The sequence below is a fragment of the Tsukamurella ocularis genome (assembly GCF_965138335.1).
GTDB classification, from domain to species: domain Bacteria; phylum Actinomycetota; class Actinomycetes; order Mycobacteriales; family Mycobacteriaceae; genus Tsukamurella; species Tsukamurella ocularis_A.
Map to the genome: position 1 here is coordinate 1 of NZ_CBCSDV010000048.1, position 17,907 is coordinate 17,907.

A 17,907-nucleotide genomic window follows, 5' to 3' on the forward strand; every position below is an offset into this window, starting at 1 on the left:
CGATATCTCTAGGAGCCTCCTGACTGTCCACGACGTGGCTGACGGGTCTCATCGTGGCTGTTGTGGCCCTGTGGCGGACGGATTATCTGCATGTTCTCCTCGACGGGCTTCTTGTTTGGCCGGCGGCCGGGTTCCCAGTTCGAGGAGTCGGCTTCGGAGCGCCTCGTTCTCGGTGTGTAGTTGCTCGAGCTGTTCGGTCAGTTCGCGGTTGCGGTCGATCGCGGTTGCGAGCTTGGTGCGGAGGGATTCGGCACTGGCTGCCCTGGAGCGTTCTATTCCGGCGGTGGCGGTGCCGCGCTTCGCGTCGATATCCTGCCGGAGCTGGGTTTGCTTGTAGAGGAAGCTGGTTGAGACGTCGGCGGCTCTGGCGACAGCGACGAAGGTGACGGGTTGTCCGGTGTTGTGCAGCCGGGTGATGGCTCGACGTGCGCGGGCGGTCGCGCTGGTTGTGCGGGCGGCGGCGGCCGCGGTGAGGCGTGCAGTGCGGTGATCGCGGTCGCCATTGCTCACCTGGATTCCTGCGTGTCTGAGTCGATTTCGTCGATGAGCCTGGTGACCTTGTCGAGCATGGTCTTGTTCAGGTCCGCTGCCTGGCGGTCGCCGTTGTCTTGTGCTTGGGCGGCGAGCTGTCTGAGCTGGTCGCGGTGGGTGATGTGTGCGCCGAGGAAGGTGCGGCCGCCGGGGTCGTGGAAGGAGCAGTCGATGCAGGGGTTCGGGCGGAACTCGCAGCGCTGCGTCGCGGGGAGCGTGCAGAACCCGTTGGGCAGTGCGGTGGTGAAGCGGGCGCGCAGGCGCTCGACGGTGGCGTCGACGCCCTTGTCGGGGTTGGTGTCCCAGAATTCGCGGGCTTTGCGGGCGAGGGTGTCGTCGGTAATGCGAGCGTAGGTCGCGGTCATGGTGTCGCTGTGGTGGCCGAGGAAGTCGCGCACTTCCGGTTGGGTCCATCCGTTGTTGAGCAGGTGCATTCCGATGGTGTGGCGGAAGCGGTGGACGTCGCCTCCGGAGATCTTCTCGCCGGTGGCGACGGACGTGGTGATGCCGTGCTCGCGGAACAGTGCGGCGAGGCGGTGTCGTAGCCCGCTGGTGGACCAGGGCTGGGTGCGGCCGGCGATGGCGCTGGACCGGGCGCCAGGGAAGAGGTGCTCGGCGTCGGGGCCGTAGGTGTCGCGGACGCGGGTCTGCTGGTCGCGGATGATCTCGGCGAGGCTTTCGGGGACTGGAAGCCGCCGCCAGGCGCTGGTTTTGGTCATCCAGTATTCGATCCAGTGGCCCTGCTCACTGTGTTGGAGGCAGTCGATCGGGAGGGCGACGAGTTCGGATATGCGGCACCCCGCCCATCGTGTGGTGGCGATCATCGCCCGGAGGGTGGGGTCGGTGGCCGGGTTGTCGACGATCAGGGTGTCGATGCGTTCGATGACATCGGGTGGAAAGGGCCTCGGTCGGCGGGTCTTGCGGTGGACGTTCTCGCCGCGGCGCAGGAAGATCGCTGATCCCAGGTCGTCGACGAGTCCGCAGTCGCGCAGTGTTTCGAGCAGGTAGGCCGCGGTGTTCGCGAGCTGGGGGCTTGCCTTGGTGTCGGGGCGGCGCGTCCATTCGAGGTAGTCCAGGAACGCCGTCCGAGTGACCGCAGACGGTTCGGGAACGGTTCCGTCGAGCGTGAGGAACTGGGCGAGCTGGCGGGTGGCGCGCAGCCACTGGGTGAGCGTTCCCCAGGACATGCGGGAGGTAGACAACTGTTGGCGGGCCAGGCTTTTGACGGCCTCTTTGAGCCAGGGCACCGGGATGGTGGCCCAGTCGACAGCGGTTCGTGTCGCCCCGGCTTGGGTGGCGTCGAGGACGAACTCGAATCCGTCGCGCCACCGCCAGTGATCCGCGGCCCATGGGTCGGGGTCGGTGGCCCCGTGAAGGAGTCGGAAGAACCTCCGGATGTAGGGAGCGCAGAGGGAGTCGAAGTTGGTGTAAGGCCAGTGCTGCCTGCACAGCAGCAGCCAGTCGTCGACGGGGCGTTCGGTCAGGGAGCTGGTGATACGCCCGTGCGCGACCTCGATGAGGACGATCAGGGCGCGGCGCAGGCCGGCGTTGGGGGTCCAGTCGCCGCGGCCGATCTTGGTTGCGGCGACGAACCGGACTTCGTCGGCGGCCGCCGCTGGGATGCGGCGGAAGTCGACGACCTGCGTGGTGGCGGGCCGTCCACGGGGCACGCCGACGGGCAGAGCGCTGGTGGTGGCCCAGGCGTCAAAGTCGGCGGGCTGTCCAGCGCGGAACCACTGGAAGTAGTGGGCATAGCACAGCCCCGAGGTGGCGGCTGCGCGTCCACCGGGGCCGCCGAGCCAGTACCGCTCGCCGTCGCAGTCGGAGACGGCGCACGGGTCGGTGGCGGCGCGGCGGCGGTCGCCGGCGATGTCGACGACCGGCCACGTCGATGCGCACCAAGGCCCGTCCGGCACCTGCAGAGCGGGGACGCCGCGGGGCCCGGACCGGGCGCGCTCGCCGTTACCGCGCGCCATCGCCGTCTCCCTTCAGTCGGTACTGCTGCGGTTCTCGCCAGACCAGATGCTCGGTGGTGCGGAGCTTTTCGGCGAGGTCGTCGCTGGCGAGGTGAATGTAGACGTCGGCGCTGGCCGAATGGGATTGGCCGAGGCGGGCAGCGATCTCGGCCGCGGTCCATCCGGCTTTGGCCAGGGCGGTGGCGTGGGTGTGGCGGAGCATGTGCGGGTTGAGGTCGTCGATCCCGGCGGCGGCGCCGATCCGTTCGATGAGCTGGTAGGCGTTGGAGTAGGTCATCGGACCACCGACGGGTGGGCGTGAGAGGTTGACGAACACGTAATCGCTGTCGACGTGGGCGATCTCACCGAGCAGGTACGCGGCATACAGGTCGAAGAACCGCCGCGGAGCCTCGACGATGAATTGGGTCTTCTGCTTTGATAGCGCCCCGTTGGCGTTGTCGTCACGCCGGCGGATCATCACCTGCCTGCGCATCGGGTTCAAGTCGCCGTGGCGCAGGCCGAGCGCTTGGCCTACCCGCAGGCCCAGGTCGTACTGCGCCGACAGCAGCAGTCGGTCACGGGTGGTCGACGCCGCGGCGAGCAGCTTGGCGAAGTCGGTCTCGAAGTCGATGACCTGCACGGTCTCTGCCGACTGCCGGTCGGGCCGGGCCAGGCGGGAGACTTCGCGCGGACGGCGGTGTTCGAGGTGCGCAAGGAAGCTGTGCGCGCGCCGCGGCAGCTTCGACGGGTTGCGGGTCAGTACCAGATCCTGCGGTCCCCGGCCCTCGACGCGGTGGAACTCGTAAAACTCCCGCACCGCGGCGCTGACCGCTTTCACCGTGCCGGGTGCACGGCCCCCGCACCGCGACGGCAGCGGCGGCAGTCCAGCGGTGAGAACGGCGACGAAGTCACAAAGCTGCCGGAAATCCAGCTCATCCCAAACGATTCCCCGCGCAGCCAGCCAACGATAGAACTGACTCAGGTGCCGCGCGTACGAGCGGACGGTGTTCTGAGAACGTCCGATCGCCCGCTGCCAATGCAGGAACTGCTCGATCTCGAGCACCGGCAAACCCTGTTGGTCGACGACGGTCCACGACCGGACCCCGTGGACCGTGACCGGGGCGGCCCTCATCGCTGGTCCTCGAGGCCGTCGGCGCGGCGCGGCCGGCGGGTCGTGATGTCAGTGCGCCGACGCTGCTGTTCGTCACGCACATCGATGACCACGTCATCGGCGATCGCGGCGTCGGCGATCGACGCAGCGGGCAGCCGCCCGGGCAGCCAGCGCACGTCCCGCTTGCGCCACGCGGCGTACCTCTGCTGCACCTGGTCCATCGGGATCTCGAACCGTTCCCACTGCACCCCGGGGGCGCTGACCCAGATCCGCCGCACGTGCGAATCGGTCGCCGCGTCGTAGTCCCAGGTCAGCTCGCAGTGCGTGGGATCGCCCACCAGCTGCAGAGTCTGCGAGTCCTGCTTGATGAAGGCCTTGCGCCGAGTGTTGGTGCCCTCCATCTCCTTGTGATGGATCGCCAGGTAAGTACGGCCGTGACTACTCACCTCGGACCACTGATACGGCCGCTTGACCAGGTGCCCGGGCGGGTGCATCCCCTGGGTGCTCAGCCACACGTTGGTGCCGGCGGAGACAAACGCCGCAACGTGACTACCCCGCAGCAGCGGCTGCAGCACCGTCCGCAAGTGCGCCGGCTGCCCCGCGGTCAGCGTGTTCCAGTGATCGACCGCGGCCAGCAGCAGCGCGCCGACGCCGATCGTCACCGGGCGCAGGATCCGCTGCGCCTCCTTCCGAGAAACCGCTCCCGCGTCGAGCGGGTTGATGTCGTCGTCCATGAGTGCCGTCACGATCTGTCTCCCATCGATGTAATTACTTGCATGGAATCTTGCCTAACGTGGTACAGTTCTCAGCAAGACAACACGCCGTGACCTGCAGAATTGGCCAAACCGTCTCGCCTCGCTCTCGCGAGCGAGACGGACGTCACATCAGTCACTTGCGTTTCGGATGGAGATAACCGCGTCGGGCAGAAAGTCGCAGTTCACACGGTGTTTCTGCGCAGATTTCGGCTGTTACCGCGATAGCGTGGAACGCAGGGATCGATCGAGGATATGGAGGCGATCTGGGTGACGGCACTCTTCTCGCAGGCCGAGGCGAACCCGGTGATGGTTGCGCTGACACGACTGGCGCACGGCTGGTCGAAGAAGCGGCTCGCTGAGGAGGCCGGGATCTCCGGATCGCACGTCACCCGGGTCGAGGCTGGCGCTCTGCCGCTGGCAGGTAAGGCGCTCGACGATTACGCCCGGGCGTTGCAATGCCCGGTCGAGGCGCTGTGCGTCGCGTTCGAGCGCTCACCTGCGCAGGGCACGCACTTCCGCGCCAACGCCACCACAGCGGAGTGGAAACGTGACCGCGTCTGGGCGCGCGCCAACCTGGTCGCGATGCGGCTAGGCCGGGTCGTCGCCCACACCGATCTCGATCCGGAACTGGCGCTGCCCGATCTCGACCCCGGGGACTACGCCGCCGATCTCGGCGAAATCACGGTCGCGCAAGTCCTGCGCCGGCTCTGGCGCATCGCCGGCCCCATCCGGTCGATGACCGAACTGCTGGAAGCGGCCGGGGTCTTCGTCGTCGTCGAGGACTTCCACGACCGCGAGATCGACGCGGTCACCCTACGCGCCACCGCGCATCACCCGCACCTGGTGTACGTCAACGCCGCACTACCGCCGGACCGGATGCGCATGACCCTCGCGCACGAACTCGGGCACCTGGTGATGGATGCGATGACCCTGGTCAGCCCCACCGAAACCGAGCGACGGGCAAATGTCTTCGCCGCCGAGTTCCTCGCCCCGGTCGACGACATCGGCCCGGCGCTGGACCGGGTCTCGACCCGGACCGTGCACGAGCTCGACGAGCTGCGCCTGGACTGGGGCGTGAGCGAGTCCTCGCTCGTTGTCCGAGCACGCGAGCGCGGCGTGCTCTCCGACCGGCAGTACCGGGCGATGTTCCGACTACTCAACGAAACCGGCCGGATGTACGGCACCCGGCCCGGTGTCCCGACCGAGACACCCGAGCTCGCCCGCGATGTTCTCGCCCAGCTCGCCACCGACGGATACAGCACCACCGAGCTCGACGCCCTGACACTGCTCACCGCCGAGAACCGCACCAGCCTGTTCGGCGCACCCGAGGGTGCCACCGCCGGCAGCCGTCACCTGACCGTCGTCTAACAGCGCGGGGGACGCCAGGGATGTCACGGTGGGGCTGGAACAGCAAGGACGCGGTCAAAGACCACCACTGGCGCGTCCCGCACGGGTCGAACAAGGCAGTGCAGGCCAAAGAGCAGGACGACGCCGCAGGCGGCCGCCACAACCGTGCCATCCGCACCGCACCGAACGCGCTGGGGCGGGTGGTCCTCCGGTGCCAGTACCGGCGCCTGTACGCGGAGCTGCGGTGGACCGATGCGACGAGGAAGCACGCCGAGTACCTCGGCGAGATGACCTGGCACAGCCGCGCCGACAACCTCGCCGCCGCCTGGCGCGAAGCACACGCCCGCGGTCTTACGACCAAGTCCTGCGACCGTCATCCAGTTATTTAATCTGTCGATCTTACGGTGTGCGTTATCAGATAGCGAGCTGGGTGTGGGGCCGACGGGCCGCGTGCCGACCGTTATGTTTCGTCGTCATGCGGGCGCAGTGGATTCGGGTCACCCGTGTTTGCCTGGCCACCAGCTCGCTGGTCCGGCCAGGGTGGCGATTGCGGGTACGACGATCGTTCGGACGACGAAGGTGTCGAGGAGTAGTCCGACACCGATGATGAGGCCGACCTGGGTCATGATGGCGATCGAGCCGACCATCAGTCCGAACATGCTTGCCGCGAAGATGAGGCCGGCGGAGGTGATGACGGAGCCGGTGTTGGTGACGGTTCGTAGGACTCCGATGCGAATGCTGCGGTGGGATTCCTCACGCAGCCTGGAGATCAACAGCATGTTGTAGTCGGCGCCGACGGCGACGAGCACGATGAACGCGAGAAGCGGTACAGGCCAGGCAATCTCGGTGCGAAGGATGCATTGGAAGATCACCACCCCCACGCCGAGGGCTGCAGCGTAGTTCAGGATAACGGTTCCCAGCAGGTAAAGCGGTGCAATGAGCGCTCGGAGTAGTGCGATCAGGATGATGCCGACGATGATGAGGGTGGCCAGGGCGAGTAGCCGGAAATCGTGGCTGAGCAGGCGTTGCAGGTCGGCGTTGATGGCGGGGAATCCCGCTAGCGACACCGATGCGTTCTGCAGGGCGGTGTTGGGTCTCGCTGTCTGGGCTGCGGTGGTGATGGCGTTGGTGAGTTCAATCGCCTGGCTGCTGTAGGGATCGGCGTCGGTTTGGATGGCATAGCGCACTGTCCGCCCGTCTGGAGAGACGAATTGTGCAGCAACGTCGGAAAACTTTTGGTTGACGAACGCGTCAGGCGGTAGGTAGAAACCCGTGGCGGCGTCCGAGCCGCGGGTTTCGCGGGCGGTGGTCTGTAGTTGCGCGGCAAGGGTGGCCATCCCGGCGAACTGTTGCAGGTTGCTGTCGACGAGTGCGGCGACTCCCCCGGCAATCGCGCGGGAGCCAGCAGCGAGTTGACTCACCCCGTTCTGAAGCTGGGCGAGTTGTGCGGGGAGGTCGCGCGCGGTGACAGCACCCAGCGTTGTGTCCAATGTGTCCACTGCGGCGGTGAGTTGCGCGGTGATGGTGGTGATGGGTGTGCCGAGGTTGCCCAGTTGCCCGGAGAGAGCGCCGATTTGGAGGAGGAAGTTGGAATCCCGCAGTGTGCCCAGGGTCCGGAGTTGCTGTTGGACGGCGGCGCACTGAGGGATCGGGGCGCACCAGGGAGCGTTGTCGAGCAAGGGCCGCACGGCGGTCACGAGACTCAAGGCGTCGGATGCCTGCCTTGCCGCGGTGGCCAATTGCGGTGCCTGCCCAATGAGTTGGTCGAGTGCGGGTGCGGTTGTGCGGAGTTGACCGAGCAGTGGTCGGTATTGCTGGATCTGTTGTCCCGCGGTCGTGGCCTGGTCGAGAATTCGCAACAGCGGTGTCAGGTTGGCGCGGATCTGGCTGTCGAGCGTGGCAAGGCCGGTCGCGAGTTGGTCGGCGCCATCTCGAAGTTGGAACAGGTCGCCAGTGCGTGATCGGCCGTCACTGACTGCCGCGGCGAGTCGGTCACCGATCTGTCCGTTCTGCCACGACAGCTGGGCTTGTTCGAGGCGGCTGCCGGTGGGTCGGGTCACGCCGACAACCCGGGTCACTCCCGGGACTTGCGCGACGCGTGATGCCAGGTCGTCGAGGTCAGCCAGCCCTTTCGCGGTACGCATGTCGTTCGGGGATTGGATCACGAGGAATTCCGGGACGGTAGTGTTGGTCGGGAAGTGCCGGTCGAGCAGTGCGTAACCCTCGTTACTGTCAGTGGTGGCGGGTTGTCCGCTGCGGTCGTCGTAGGTGATGGTGATGCCCAACGCCACTGCGCCGAGGGCGAGCAGAGCGACGAGTGTCATAGCCAGTAGCGAGGCGGGGCGCCGTACGACGAGTACCGCGATGCGGTTCCAGTAGCGCCGCGTCAGGTCCGCGCGGGGTGCACCCCACCCGAGGTGGGAGGCGGCGTGCAGGACCGGCGGTAGCAGGGTGACCGTGGCGAGGAACCCGATGACGATCGCGATCGCACATGCCGGCCCGAGAGTGGAGAAGACGCTCAGTTTTCCGAACACCATCGCCAGGAACGCCAGGGCGACGGTTGCGGCGGAGGCGAGGATGACGCGCCCGATCGTAGCGGTGGCGTCGATGAGCGCAGGTGCGTGCTCGGCGCCCGACCGTAATCGCTCGTGGTAGCGGCTGATGAAGAAGACCGTGTAGTCGACGCCGGCACCGAGCAGGATCACCGTCATGAACGCGACGGTGAACTGTGAAACGGGCATTCCGAACTCGCCCAACGCTGACACCACACCGCGACCCACCCCGAGGCTGATCCCGATCACCAGCAGGGGTACGAGCGCGGTGAACAGCGACCGGTAGACCACCAGCAGGATGAACGCGATCAGCAGAACCGTGGCCATGGTGATCACCACAAGGTCCTTTTCGGCCGTGACGATCTGATCGCTGAAGGTGGCGGTGGGCCCGGTGACGTGTACGGTTGTACCGGTGCCGGAGAACGAATGATAGGCGAGGTCGCGCACGGAATCCAAGGCGCGAGTCGCGGCGGGGCCGCCCAGCGTTCCGGTCAGCCCCACCGGCAGGTACCAGGCCGTCCCGTCGCGGCTCACCGCCTGCGACGCCGTCGTCGGATCCCCCACCAGGTCACGGACGGAAGCGACATCGGCGGTGGCGCCACGAAGTTTCTGAACAAGCTCGTCGTAGCGTACGCGCACCGTCGGGGTGAGGCCGCCACGGTTCTCCATGGCGATGAAAACCGTTGTCTTGGCGCCTTTCTCCCCGAACGCCGTACCCATCCGGTCGAAAGCCTGAAATGACGGCACTCCCGCAGGGATCGGATCGACCGATTGTTGGCGCACGACTGTCTCGAGCTGCGGGAACGCCAGCGCCAGCACCACACCCACCGCGAGCCACGCGCCGACGACGACAACCTTGTGCGCTAGCGCGTACCGAGCCACCCGCGCAAGCGTGGCGCTGTATTCCGCGCGTTCTGACCGCGCGCCAGCCGATCGCCGGTGCACCACCATCAACACCACTCCTGCCGAAACGGAACTACCTGGATCGGTACGCTACATGATGTAGCGAAAAGCGGTGGCGCGGTCGCTCGTCTTCGGACTCGGCGTGGACCGTGCGAGCGGTCAGGGCATGCGGCGATGCGCCGTCAGGAAGTCGTCGACGATGCGGCGGCGGTCATCGGCGTCGACGGCCCGGATGCCGGTGATTTTGGCGAAGATCAGCGGTCCGACGAGCTGGGTGATGGCCAGGGTCAGGTCGAAATCGTCGAGCTCGTCGACGGCACTGGCACTGGTGAGCAATCGGTCGAACGGTTCGCGGTAGTGATCGACCACCCGCGCACGCAGTGGGGCCAGGGCGTTGCTCTGCTCGCCGGCCCGTTCGGGCACCATCGCCAACCACGCGACCGTGGTGACCTGCAGCGGCGCCTGTTCGATGACGTCCGCCTGACGATCCATCAACCGGATCAAGTCCTCGCGCACCGACCCCGAGAGTTCGTGGCGATCGGCCTGGGGCAGCAAACGCTCGAAGGCAGCGGCGACCAGGTCGGTGGTACTGCCAAAGTGCCGGTAGAGGGTTGTGCGGGCAACCCTGGACAAGCTGGTGACCGCCTCGACGGTGACAGCCTCCACTCCCCCTCTGCGCAGCAACACCGCCGTGGCGTCGAGTAGACGGTTCCTGGAACGAACCCGCCGCGGATCGACGTCGTCGAGGCCATCGATGCTCACCGCTACCCGCATTCTTCTCGCTGTTGGTCCACGTATGTGGCATCCTGCCAACGATACCGTCAGTAGCGGTCCGCTACCGGCACGAGCATCGATTCGAGGACTGTGATGTCAGCACCCAGCAGACTGCCCGCGCACTCCCCATCGTGCATGGGCTGCGGGCCGGAAAATGCCAGCGGCCTGCAGCTCGAGGTCTACCGCGACGAGGACCGAGTCTTTGCAGATCACTCCTTCACCGAAAAGCATTCCGGTGGACCAGGTCTGGCGCATGGAGGGGCCATCTCGGCCGCGTGCGACGACATCATGGGATTTACGCTGTGGATCGCCGGCACCCCGGCCGTCACGCGCACGTTGACGGTCAAGTACCGCCGACCGGTACCCCTCCACGTACCAGTACGCCTCACGGCGTGGATCGACGAGGACGCCGATCACACCCTGCACATCGGGGCGAGCGGGACCGTGGAGGGCGAGACCTACTTTTCCGCCACTAGCGAGTTCGTGAAAGTCGATCTCACGCACTTCGCGCGCTACGCCGACACCTCCACGGTAGACAGCTTTTTCGTCAATTTCCTCCGCGCGGACTGACCTGCTCAGATGCCCGGCGCTGCCCGCTGATTCGACGGTGCGCGGCGGAACTGAGTCGGGGAGCACCCGACCCACCGTGTAAATGCATGGGAGAAACTGGCGACCTCGGAGTACCCCAGTTCTGCGGCTATCTCGCCGACACTGATGCCGGGATCCAGCAGTCGCGCGGTGGCTCGTTCTTGGGCGAACTGCTGCCGCAGGCGACGCAGGGTGGTGCCCTCGGCGTGCAGGCGTCGCTTGAGTGTGCTCACCGATGTCGCCAGCTCCGCCGCGATACGAGCGCCGTCAGCGCGCGCAGGGTCAGCATCGAACTGTGCGCGGACCAGCTGCGTGTAGGAATTGGGCCTGCGCTGTTCGTAGACGCGTCGAAGCTCGGCGATACCGATCCGGTAGGCCACGGGGTCGGAGAAGCGGCACACGTCGTAGAGCACGGCAGCCGGTATATGCACGAACGCCGCGCGCGCGTCGAAAAGGATCCGATGGCCGATCTCACCCACGACGATCAGGTCTGCCGGCGCCTGGCATGTCAGATGAAGCTCCACGGAGGGGACGGCACCGGCGAGCATGTCCACCAACCGCAGGACAGCCAGACCACCGTAGGTGACGGCGAGACAATCGGTGCCGGGGCTATCTGTGCGCCCGGCCAGAGCGATCGTCAGTCCAGAGTCTCCGTGCTGGAACTCGGTGCTCAGCGCGGTCGATATCAGGGGCAAGAACCGAAGCAGTTGAACAACTTCGAGGACGGAACCCGCACTGACCAGCGGCAAACTGAGGGGGCCGAAAGAGGTCAGCTGGGCGTGCTCGGCGAACGCCACGCCCAACCGGAATCCCTGCTGGGCGTCCATCGCCGGATACACCTCGTGAAACCACCGGACAGGCACTTGGCCCTGTCGCGCAATGACGACCGCGAGATCGACGCCCTCGCGGGCCATGATGCGTCCGAACGCTCGCGTCTCCGCCGCGCCCAGGGCACCGCTGTCGAGGAGCTGCGCGAACGCTAGCGGCGGTATCCCCAACTCGACAAGGCTCACATGAGCCAATTTAACAAGACATCGCGACGTCCGAGCCTGGATCAAGCACATCTGCCGCGTGCACACTCACCTCTACGACCCACGAACAAGGAGGTGGCCATGGCCACGATCACTTACGTGACCCACGACGGCGAGGACTACCCCGCGCCGGTGACGCCCGGCAGGTCACTGATGCAGATTGCAGTCGACGAGGCGATACCGGGGATCGATGGCGACTGTGGCGGTGAGGCGGCATGCGGAACGTGCCACGTCGTCGTCGACAGCGCGTGGATCGACACCGTCGGACACAGCACAGACGTCGAAGAAGGCATGTTGAGTATGCACCCCGAACGTGAGGCCAACTCGCGACTGGCCTGCCAGATGACCGCCAACAACGAGTGGGACGGTCTGACCGTTCGCCTTCCCGAGTTCCAGTTGTGAACGTCTAAAGCGAAAGAGCAACATCTATGAGCATCTCAACTGCCCTCGCCGACAAAGCGCAGTCCATGATCCCGATCGATCTACAAATCCGTGGCGCCCACGTCTATGACAAGGCCCGCCGGATCGTCACCCGAACCGACGGCAAAAAGATCTTCACCGAGACCCCCATCCCGCCTGTCGAGGAAGTCGAACTCACCGACATCGATCTGAGCAACCCATTCCTCTACCGACAGGGCAGGTGGCGGTCCTACTTCGAGCGTGTGCGCAATGAGGCGCCCGTTCACTTCCAGCCCCGCAGTCCCTTCGGGCCGTTCTGGTCGGTCACTCGACATGCCGACATCATCGCTGTCGACAAGAACCACGACGCGTTCTCCGCCGAACCGTTCATCATCATCGGTCGGCCGCCCCGCTTCATGGACATCGCGATGTTCATCGCCATGGACCCGCCGCGGCACGACAAGCAGCGCGCCGCCGTCCAGGGAGTCGTCGCACCGAAGAACCTGCGCGAGATGGAGGGCCTCATCCGGTCGCGCGTCCGGGAAGTCCTCGACGAGCTACCGCTCGACGAACCGTTCGACTGGGTCCAGACCGTGTCGGTCGAACTGACCGCGCGGATGCTCGCGACATTGCTCGACTACCCCTACGAGCAGCGCCACAAACTCGTCCAGTGGTCGGATCTGGCCACGTCGATGGAGCAGGCCAACGGCGGACCATCAGACAACGACAAAGTTTTCCGCGAGATGGTCGCGATGGCACAGGGCTTGAGTGCGCTATGGCGAGACAAGGCCGCGCGGACCGCGGCAGGCGAGGAGCCTGGTTTCGACCTCATCACCATGCTGCAGAGCAACGAGGACACCAAAGACCTTCTCGACGACAGCCCCATGGAGTTCCTCGGGAACCTCGTGCTGCTGATCGTCGGCGGCAACGACACCACCCGCAACTCGATGAGCGGCGGAGTGCTGGCTCTCAACGAGTATCCCGACCAGTTCGAGAAACTCAAAGCCAATCCGGACCTGATCCCCAACGCGGTGTCGGAGATCATCCGGTGGCAAACCCCCCTGGCGTACATGCGCCGGGTCGCCAAGAAGGACGTGATGCTCAACGGTCAGTTCATCCGCAAAGGCGACAAAGTCGTCATGTGGTACGCCTCCGGCAACCGCGACGAGCGAGTGTTCGACCGCCCGGACGAGCTCATCATCGATCGGTCCAACGCTCGCAACCACATCGCGTTCGGTTTCGGCGTGCACCGTTGCATGGGAAACCGCCTGGCCGAATTGCAGTTGCGCATTCTCTGGGAAGAACTCCTCGAGCGCTTCGACGACATCGCGGTGGTCGGTGATCCGGAGTACGTGCAGTCCAACTTCGTTCGTGGGATCAGCAAGATGATGGTCCGTCTGACTCCCAAGCAGGAGACGTGAGCACTGATCGGGTCGTGATCGTCGGCGCAAGCCACGCCGGCGCACAGCTGGCGGCCAATTTGCGCAAGGAGAAGTGGGCTGGAGACATCCTGCTGATCGGCGACGAGGGCCGCCTGCCGTATCAGCGGCCGCCGCTGTCCAAGGCATACCTGGCCGGCGATTGCCATCTCGACGATGTCGCGATCCGAAGCCACCAGTTCTACGACAAGCAACGGATCCAGCTCGTCGACGGAACCGTAACCTCGATCGACCGTGCCGAACGAACCGTCACTCTCGGCAACAACGACGCGGTGTCCTACTCGAAGTTGGCCCTGTGCACCGGCGCTCGAGCTCGCGCACTGCCCGTCCCTGGGGCCGATCTGCCGGGCGTGCACTATCTGCGCACCGCCACCGACGTCGAGGCCATCCGCGCCGCCGCGGTCCCGGGTTCGCGGGTCGTCATTGTCGGCGGCGGGTACATCGGCCTGGAGACAGCGGCCTCGCTTCGAACCCTGGGTGTCGAAGTGACCGTCCTGGAGGCGGCAGGACGCGTACTCGAACGTGTCACGGCGCCCGTCGTGTCGGAATTCTTCGATCGAATTCACCGCGAGAAGGGTGTCGACGTACGGATCGACGCAATCGTCGAGGGGTTCCGCGGCGACAAACGAGTCGCCAGCGTTGTCCTCGCCGGTGGAGAAACGCTGGCCGCTGACCTGGTCATCGTCGGCGTCGGCGTCATTCCGAACACGGAGCTCGCAGCAGCTGCGGGCATCGACGTCGAAAACGGCATCCTCGTCGACGACCGCGCTCGTAGCAGCGATCCTGACATCGTCGCAGCCGGCGACTGCGCCAACCACCGAATCGAGCGGTACGGGAGACGTGTTCGTCTCGAGTGCGTGTCCGCAACAACCGAGCACGCCAAAATCGCGGCGGCCACAATCTGCGACAACACAACCGGTCGTGCCGCACTGCCGTGGTTCTGGTCCGACCAATACGACCTCAAACTCCAGATCGCCGGGCTCAACACCGGATACGACGAGGTGCTGGTCAGCGGCGACCCCGCCCATGGCCGCGACTTCACCTGCTACTATTTCTCCGCCGGAGAACTGATTGCAGCTGACTGCGTCAACAGACCCGCTGACTTCGTGAACGCCAAGCGCGCCATTGCACAACGAGCGCCGATCGTCAGGTCCGCATTGATCGGAGCGACCCCATGACCACATCACCGACAAACGCGGTCAGCCCGGCGGCGCTGACGGGTTCACGCTTCCTCGACATCGAGCACGCCACCGTCGCGACCTTCACACGCGAAGCCGTCGGCAACGCGACCACCGACAAAGACAAAGCTCGCCGCCTGTTCACCGCGGTACGCGACGCCATCCGCTACGACCCGTACACCGTCTCCAACGACCCAGAGCATTACCGGGCCAGCCACGTAATCGAATCCGGACGTGGATACTGCGTCCCCAAGGCCGTCGTGCTCACCGCCGCATTTCGCGCCGCCGGGATCCCAGCGCGGTTCGGCTTCGCCGACGTCCGTAACCACCTCCAAACGGGCACCCTACGTGAGCTGATGGGAACCGACGTCTTCGTCTATCACGGGTACAGCCACGTCTACATCGACGGACGGTGGCTCAAGGCAACACCCGCGTTCAACTCGGAACTGTGCGCACGGTTCGGAGTTGCCCCGATCGACTTCACCGGCGACAGCGACGCGTTGCTCCACGCTCACTCCGCGGACGGCTCAACACACATGGAGTACGTCCGCGAAAGAGGTACGTACAACGACCTGCCTCTCGACAACATCCTGGCGGCTCTCAAACAGGCCTATGGCCCTCTGATATTCACGCAGCGTGCGACGCCACTAGATGCATTCCACGCCTAACCCGACCTGCCTCAGTCGTCGGCCGGCAATCGACTCTACGAACAAGATCCGCACCGCCTCAACACAGGAGACTCGTGTCAGTGTCCGGCCCCTCGATGATCGACCCCTACCCGCACCGAATGGGCGGCCACTGTGGGTCCGGTGCGATGCGAGACCTCATGGAGTGGACCGGGCTCGGTTTCGACGGCCCACCCGATGAGGGCCTCGTCTTTGCCCTCGGCGGAGCCCTCTCCCTCACCTACATTCGATCAAGCGCGCTGATGCCACCCGTGTACTTGGTCGGACGAGGACCTGATTTTGAGGTGGACCTCCCCCGCCGTCTGGGCGGCACCGTCGAGGTGCTTGCCACCGACGACCCGGCCGAGGGTTGGGAGAACCTTCGTGGCGAGATCGATCAGGGCCGCCCTGCACTGGTCTGGGCGGAGATCGCAGAACTCCCCTATCTGCGGGTCCAGTTGCGCATGAGCCGCCACGACATCGTGGTAGTCGGCTACGACGAGACGCAAGGCATCGCGTACATCGCCGACAACGATCGCGAAGATCTTCAACGCGTCCCACTGGACGCACTCGCACGCGCGCGCCGCTCGACCTCCTTCCCGGAGCCAACCCGACACACGCAGTTTCGTATCAATTGGCCACAGACGCCGCCTTCAATTATCGAGGTGGCCGCACAGGCATTCGCGCAATCCGCAGCGAGCCTGAGCACCCCAGGCGCATCGACGATCGCCGGGCCCGCAGAACATGGGTCACACGGCCTCGACGCGGCCAGCGCTCTCGCATCCGACGTCTGCAGCTGGGGAGCCCTGTCCACCGACGACCTCGAGATGCACTTATTCAGCCTCGGCGCCTTCATCGAGAAAGCGGGGACCGGCGGTGGCCTCTTCCGCCGACTGCTGGCACAGGGCTGCGATGAAATCGCACGCCTCACCGGCGATCACGCAACCGCCATCCTTGCAGCCAACGCCCACCATGCGGCGACATCCTGGACTGCAGTCGCACGCGCAGCAGTACAGAAGGATCACGCCTCATCCGAGCGGCTCCGATCCGTCACAACCCTCGCGGCAGCTCTACCCGAGGCGGAAGCGACTCTGGAGGCGTCACTGCGAAAGGCCGCAGCATCCTTGTCAGGCTAACCGGGCCAGTCGCGGGAAGTCCGCGAGTAGGGCGCTAAGCAGGGCCGCCGCGTTCACACAACGCACGCAGGAGCACCACCGTGAGCAGGACGCCGGTTCCCGCTCACCTGGGTCCTGATCCGTCGTGGCGATCTGTCGACACGCTGCGAGCCATCGCCGTCGACGCCATAGACGGTGCGTCGGGGCGATGCGACGGACGACTGGCGGATCCGGTCGTACAAGTCCCCCATCGTGGACCGCGGCCGACGAGGCCGATGGCCAGGTGATGCTCGAACACGGCCTCGAGGGGCGTGGTTGCCAAGCGCCTGTCCTCGCGCTCTTACCGGCCCGGTGAGCGCTCCCCCCGACTGGATCAAGCAACCGTTGCGGGTCAGCGCAACGGTTGTGGTCCCCGGGGTGGATCGGGACACCGGGAGATCTCGAATCACTGCTCGCTCGCAGCAGTACACCCCGCCAGCGGGTGGCTATGTCAAGTTGGTCTGGCTCCAACCAGGGCGGTGTGATTTGGCCCCGACTGTAGGCGGGTGGCCGCGTTTGGTCGTAGGTTCGTGGATGTGGATGGGGAGGATGATCTGCAGATGCCTTCTCGGCGGACGGTCGTTGTCCCGTCAGGGTGGGATCGGGCTTCGGTGTGCGCGTATGCCGAGCATGTGATCGCTCGGGATACCGGGGCTTAGCAGTCATCTGTGGGTGCGGGTGAAGTTGCTTGAGGAGCAGCAGCTCGAGGATCTGACGTCGCGGTGGTCGGTGTCGTATGTGGTTCACCGGCACCGCAAGGCGTTGTCGATTGTCACCGATCCGACACAGTCAGGCCCGAGGGCGCCCTAACTTGGTTGTGGTGGTGTCGGCTGCGAGGGGATCGGTAGAGGCGGTGTTCGCCGTCTGAGTATCACGGGCATCGTCGTGGATGGCGCGCATGGGAGGATCGGTTTTGAGGCTGATTCCTCCACTGAGTAGCGGTGCGATATCGAGTGCTCTGACTAGGTTTTATGCGCTCTGGCAGATCAGGGCCTGTGAAGCGGCGGGGAGGACTTGGAGGTGTTCGCGGAGCACCGTCGACAAAACGCGGTGAAGACACAGAGCGCGGCGTCCAGGAACGCCTCACGTCGGCTTCGTCGGCGAACGTCGGCCTCCACACATCGATACGTACGCTGCGTCGGAGCCATGACGCCACAATAGTCACCCCGCGCACCCGCCACCATCACGGACTCGCCGGACCAGCCTCATGGCCAGTCAAGCATTTCGTCATCTGCTGGACCTCCCAACGCTCAGAACCCCCGGGGCCGGCGATCCGGGGGGGGCTCCTAGCTGACAGCAGTCAGAAACTCATCATATCTGTGGAGGCTAGGGGATTCGAACCCCTGACCCTCGCCTTGCAAAGGCGATGCTCTACCAACTGAGCTAAGCCCCCGTGTGTGGTTGTGCACCCGCTGCTGGGCACCGTCCCACCGCCAAACTACGACCTCGTGACGGACATGTCCACCACAGCATCCCTGCTGGTCAACCCCTTACCAAGCCTGTCAGCTGGAGATAAGGTCCGAAC

The 17,907-nt window shown here is 65.5% G+C and carries 15 protein-coding genes and 1 tRNA gene; 8 read left to right on the top strand and 8 right to left on the bottom strand.

Annotated features, from left to right (window positions below; all coding sequences use genetic code 11):
* Positions 1-48 precede the first annotated feature (48 nt).
* The 4 genes from ACNAYW_RS23595 to ACNAYW_RS23610 form a co-directional block, all read right to left on the bottom strand.
* Positions 49-510: a DUF6262 family protein gene (locus ACNAYW_RS23595; protein ID WP_220270942.1), complete on the bottom strand. Its 462-nt coding sequence runs from the start codon at positions 508-510 to the stop codon at positions 49-51.
* Positions 507-2,507, bottom strand: coding sequence for a tyrosine-type recombinase/integrase (locus tag ACNAYW_RS23600; RefSeq protein WP_223120764.1), 2,001 nt, complete (start codon positions 2,505-2,507; stop codon positions 507-509). Before ACNAYW_RS23600 ends, ACNAYW_RS23595 begins: the two co-directional genes overlap by 4 nt.
* Entirely contained in the window at positions 2,494-3,549 is a 1,056-nt protein-coding gene (locus ACNAYW_RS23605; protein ID WP_225536077.1) for a tyrosine-type recombinase/integrase, read from the bottom strand. The genes ACNAYW_RS23600 and ACNAYW_RS23605 overlap by 14 nt, the downstream gene beginning before the upstream one ends.
* Positions 3,550-3,614: 65 nt before the next feature.
* A complete protein-coding gene (locus tag ACNAYW_RS23610) occupies positions 3,615-4,343 on the bottom strand; it encodes a hypothetical protein (RefSeq protein ID WP_225536078.1) in 729 nt (242 codons plus the stop codon).
* A 276-nt stretch (positions 4,344-4,619) separates the two neighbouring features.
* Between ACNAYW_RS23610 and ACNAYW_RS23615 the strand changes: the two genes are divergently transcribed.
* A complete protein-coding gene (locus tag ACNAYW_RS23615) occupies positions 4,620-5,720 on the top strand; it encodes an ImmA/IrrE family metallo-endopeptidase (RefSeq protein WP_225536079.1) in 1,101 nt (366 codons plus the stop codon).
* Between the two features lie 20 nt (positions 5,721-5,740).
* Positions 5,741-6,088, top strand: coding sequence for a hypothetical protein (locus tag ACNAYW_RS23620; RefSeq protein ID WP_068526275.1), 348 nt, complete (start codon positions 5,741-5,743; stop codon positions 6,086-6,088).
* Positions 6,089-6,196: 108 nt separating this feature from the next.
* On the opposite strand, the gene ACNAYW_RS23625 is transcribed toward ACNAYW_RS23620, so the two are convergent.
* Positions 6,197-9,202: an MMPL/RND family transporter gene (locus tag ACNAYW_RS23625; RefSeq protein WP_068526317.1), complete on the bottom strand. Its 3,006-nt coding sequence runs from the start codon at positions 9,200-9,202 to the stop codon at positions 6,197-6,199.
* 111 nt (positions 9,203-9,313) lie between these two features.
* Entirely contained in the window at positions 9,314-9,928 is a 615-nt protein-coding gene (locus ACNAYW_RS23630; protein WP_068526274.1) for a TetR/AcrR family transcriptional regulator, read from the bottom strand.
* Positions 9,929-10,021: 93 nt separating this feature from the next.
* Between ACNAYW_RS23630 and ACNAYW_RS23635 the strand changes: the two genes are divergently transcribed.
* Positions 10,022-10,498, top strand: a complete 477-nt coding sequence (locus ACNAYW_RS23635; protein ID WP_068526273.1) for a PaaI family thioesterase — start codon at positions 10,022-10,024, stop codon at positions 10,496-10,498.
* Positions 10,499-10,503: 5 nt separating this feature from the next.
* Here ACNAYW_RS23635 and ACNAYW_RS23640 read toward each other — a convergent pair whose 3' ends face one another.
* A complete protein-coding gene (locus ACNAYW_RS23640) occupies positions 10,504-11,529 on the bottom strand; it encodes an AraC family transcriptional regulator (RefSeq protein ID WP_068526272.1) in 1,026 nt (341 codons plus the stop codon).
* Between the two features lie 99 nt (positions 11,530-11,628).
* On the opposite strand from ACNAYW_RS23640, the gene ACNAYW_RS23645 reads away from it, so the two are divergent.
* From ACNAYW_RS23645 to ACNAYW_RS23665, 5 genes are all read left to right on the top strand, one after another.
* A complete protein-coding gene (locus tag ACNAYW_RS23645; RefSeq protein WP_068526316.1) occupies positions 11,629-11,949 on the top strand; it encodes a 2Fe-2S iron-sulfur cluster-binding protein in 321 nt (106 codons plus the stop codon).
* Positions 11,950-11,975: 26 nt separating this feature from the next.
* Positions 11,976-13,367 (top strand): cytochrome P450, encoded by a 1,392-nt coding sequence (locus ACNAYW_RS23650; RefSeq protein WP_068526271.1) that lies wholly within the window; start codon positions 11,976-11,978, stop codon positions 13,365-13,367.
* Positions 13,364-14,563: an NAD(P)/FAD-dependent oxidoreductase gene (locus ACNAYW_RS23655; RefSeq protein ID WP_068526270.1), complete on the top strand. Its 1,200-nt coding sequence runs from the start codon at positions 13,364-13,366 to the stop codon at positions 14,561-14,563. The genes ACNAYW_RS23650 and ACNAYW_RS23655 overlap by 4 nt, the downstream gene beginning before the upstream one ends.
* Entirely contained in the window at positions 14,560-15,231 is a 672-nt protein-coding gene (locus ACNAYW_RS23660; protein WP_068526269.1) for a transglutaminase-like domain-containing protein, read from the top strand. Before ACNAYW_RS23655 ends, ACNAYW_RS23660 begins: the two co-directional genes overlap by 4 nt.
* Before the next feature lie 95 nt (positions 15,232-15,326).
* Positions 15,327-16,364 (top strand): BtrH N-terminal domain-containing protein, encoded by a 1,038-nt coding sequence (locus ACNAYW_RS23665; protein ID WP_074850301.1) that lies wholly within the window; start codon positions 15,327-15,329, stop codon positions 16,362-16,364.
* A gap of 1,338 nt (positions 16,365-17,702) precedes the next feature.
* Here ACNAYW_RS23665 and ACNAYW_RS23670 read toward each other — a convergent pair.
* Positions 17,703-17,775, bottom strand: a tRNA-Ala gene (locus ACNAYW_RS23670).
* Between the last annotated feature and the right edge of the window lie 132 nt (positions 17,776-17,907).

Coding starts and splice junctions, on each gene's coding strand:
- ACNAYW_RS23620 (WP_068526275.1), top strand. CDS start 5,741: ATGTCACGGTGGGGCTGGAACAGCAAGGACGCGGTCAAAGACCACCAC.
- ACNAYW_RS23630 (WP_068526274.1), bottom strand. CDS start 9,928: ATGCGGGTAGCGGTGAGCATCGATGGCCTCGACGACGTCGATCCGCGG.
- ACNAYW_RS23660 (WP_068526269.1), top strand. CDS start 14,560: ATGACCACATCACCGACAAACGCGGTCAGCCCGGCGGCGCTGACGGGT.
- ACNAYW_RS23645 (WP_068526316.1), top strand. CDS start 11,629: ATGGCCACGATCACTTACGTGACCCACGACGGCGAGGACTACCCCGCG.
- ACNAYW_RS23665 (WP_074850301.1), top strand. CDS start 15,327: ATGATCGACCCCTACCCGCACCGAATGGGCGGCCACTGTGGGTCCGGT.
- ACNAYW_RS23625 (WP_068526317.1), bottom strand. CDS start 9,202: ATGGTGGTGCACCGGCGATCGGCTGGCGCGCGGTCAGAACGCGCGGAA.
- ACNAYW_RS23650 (WP_068526271.1), top strand. CDS start 11,976: ATGAGCATCTCAACTGCCCTCGCCGACAAAGCGCAGTCCATGATCCCG.
- ACNAYW_RS23600 (WP_223120764.1), bottom strand. CDS start 2,507: ATGGCGCGCGGTAACGGCGAGCGCGCCCGGTCCGGGCCCCGCGGCGTC.
- ACNAYW_RS23635 (WP_068526273.1), top strand. CDS start 10,022: ATGTCAGCACCCAGCAGACTGCCCGCGCACTCCCCATCGTGCATGGGC.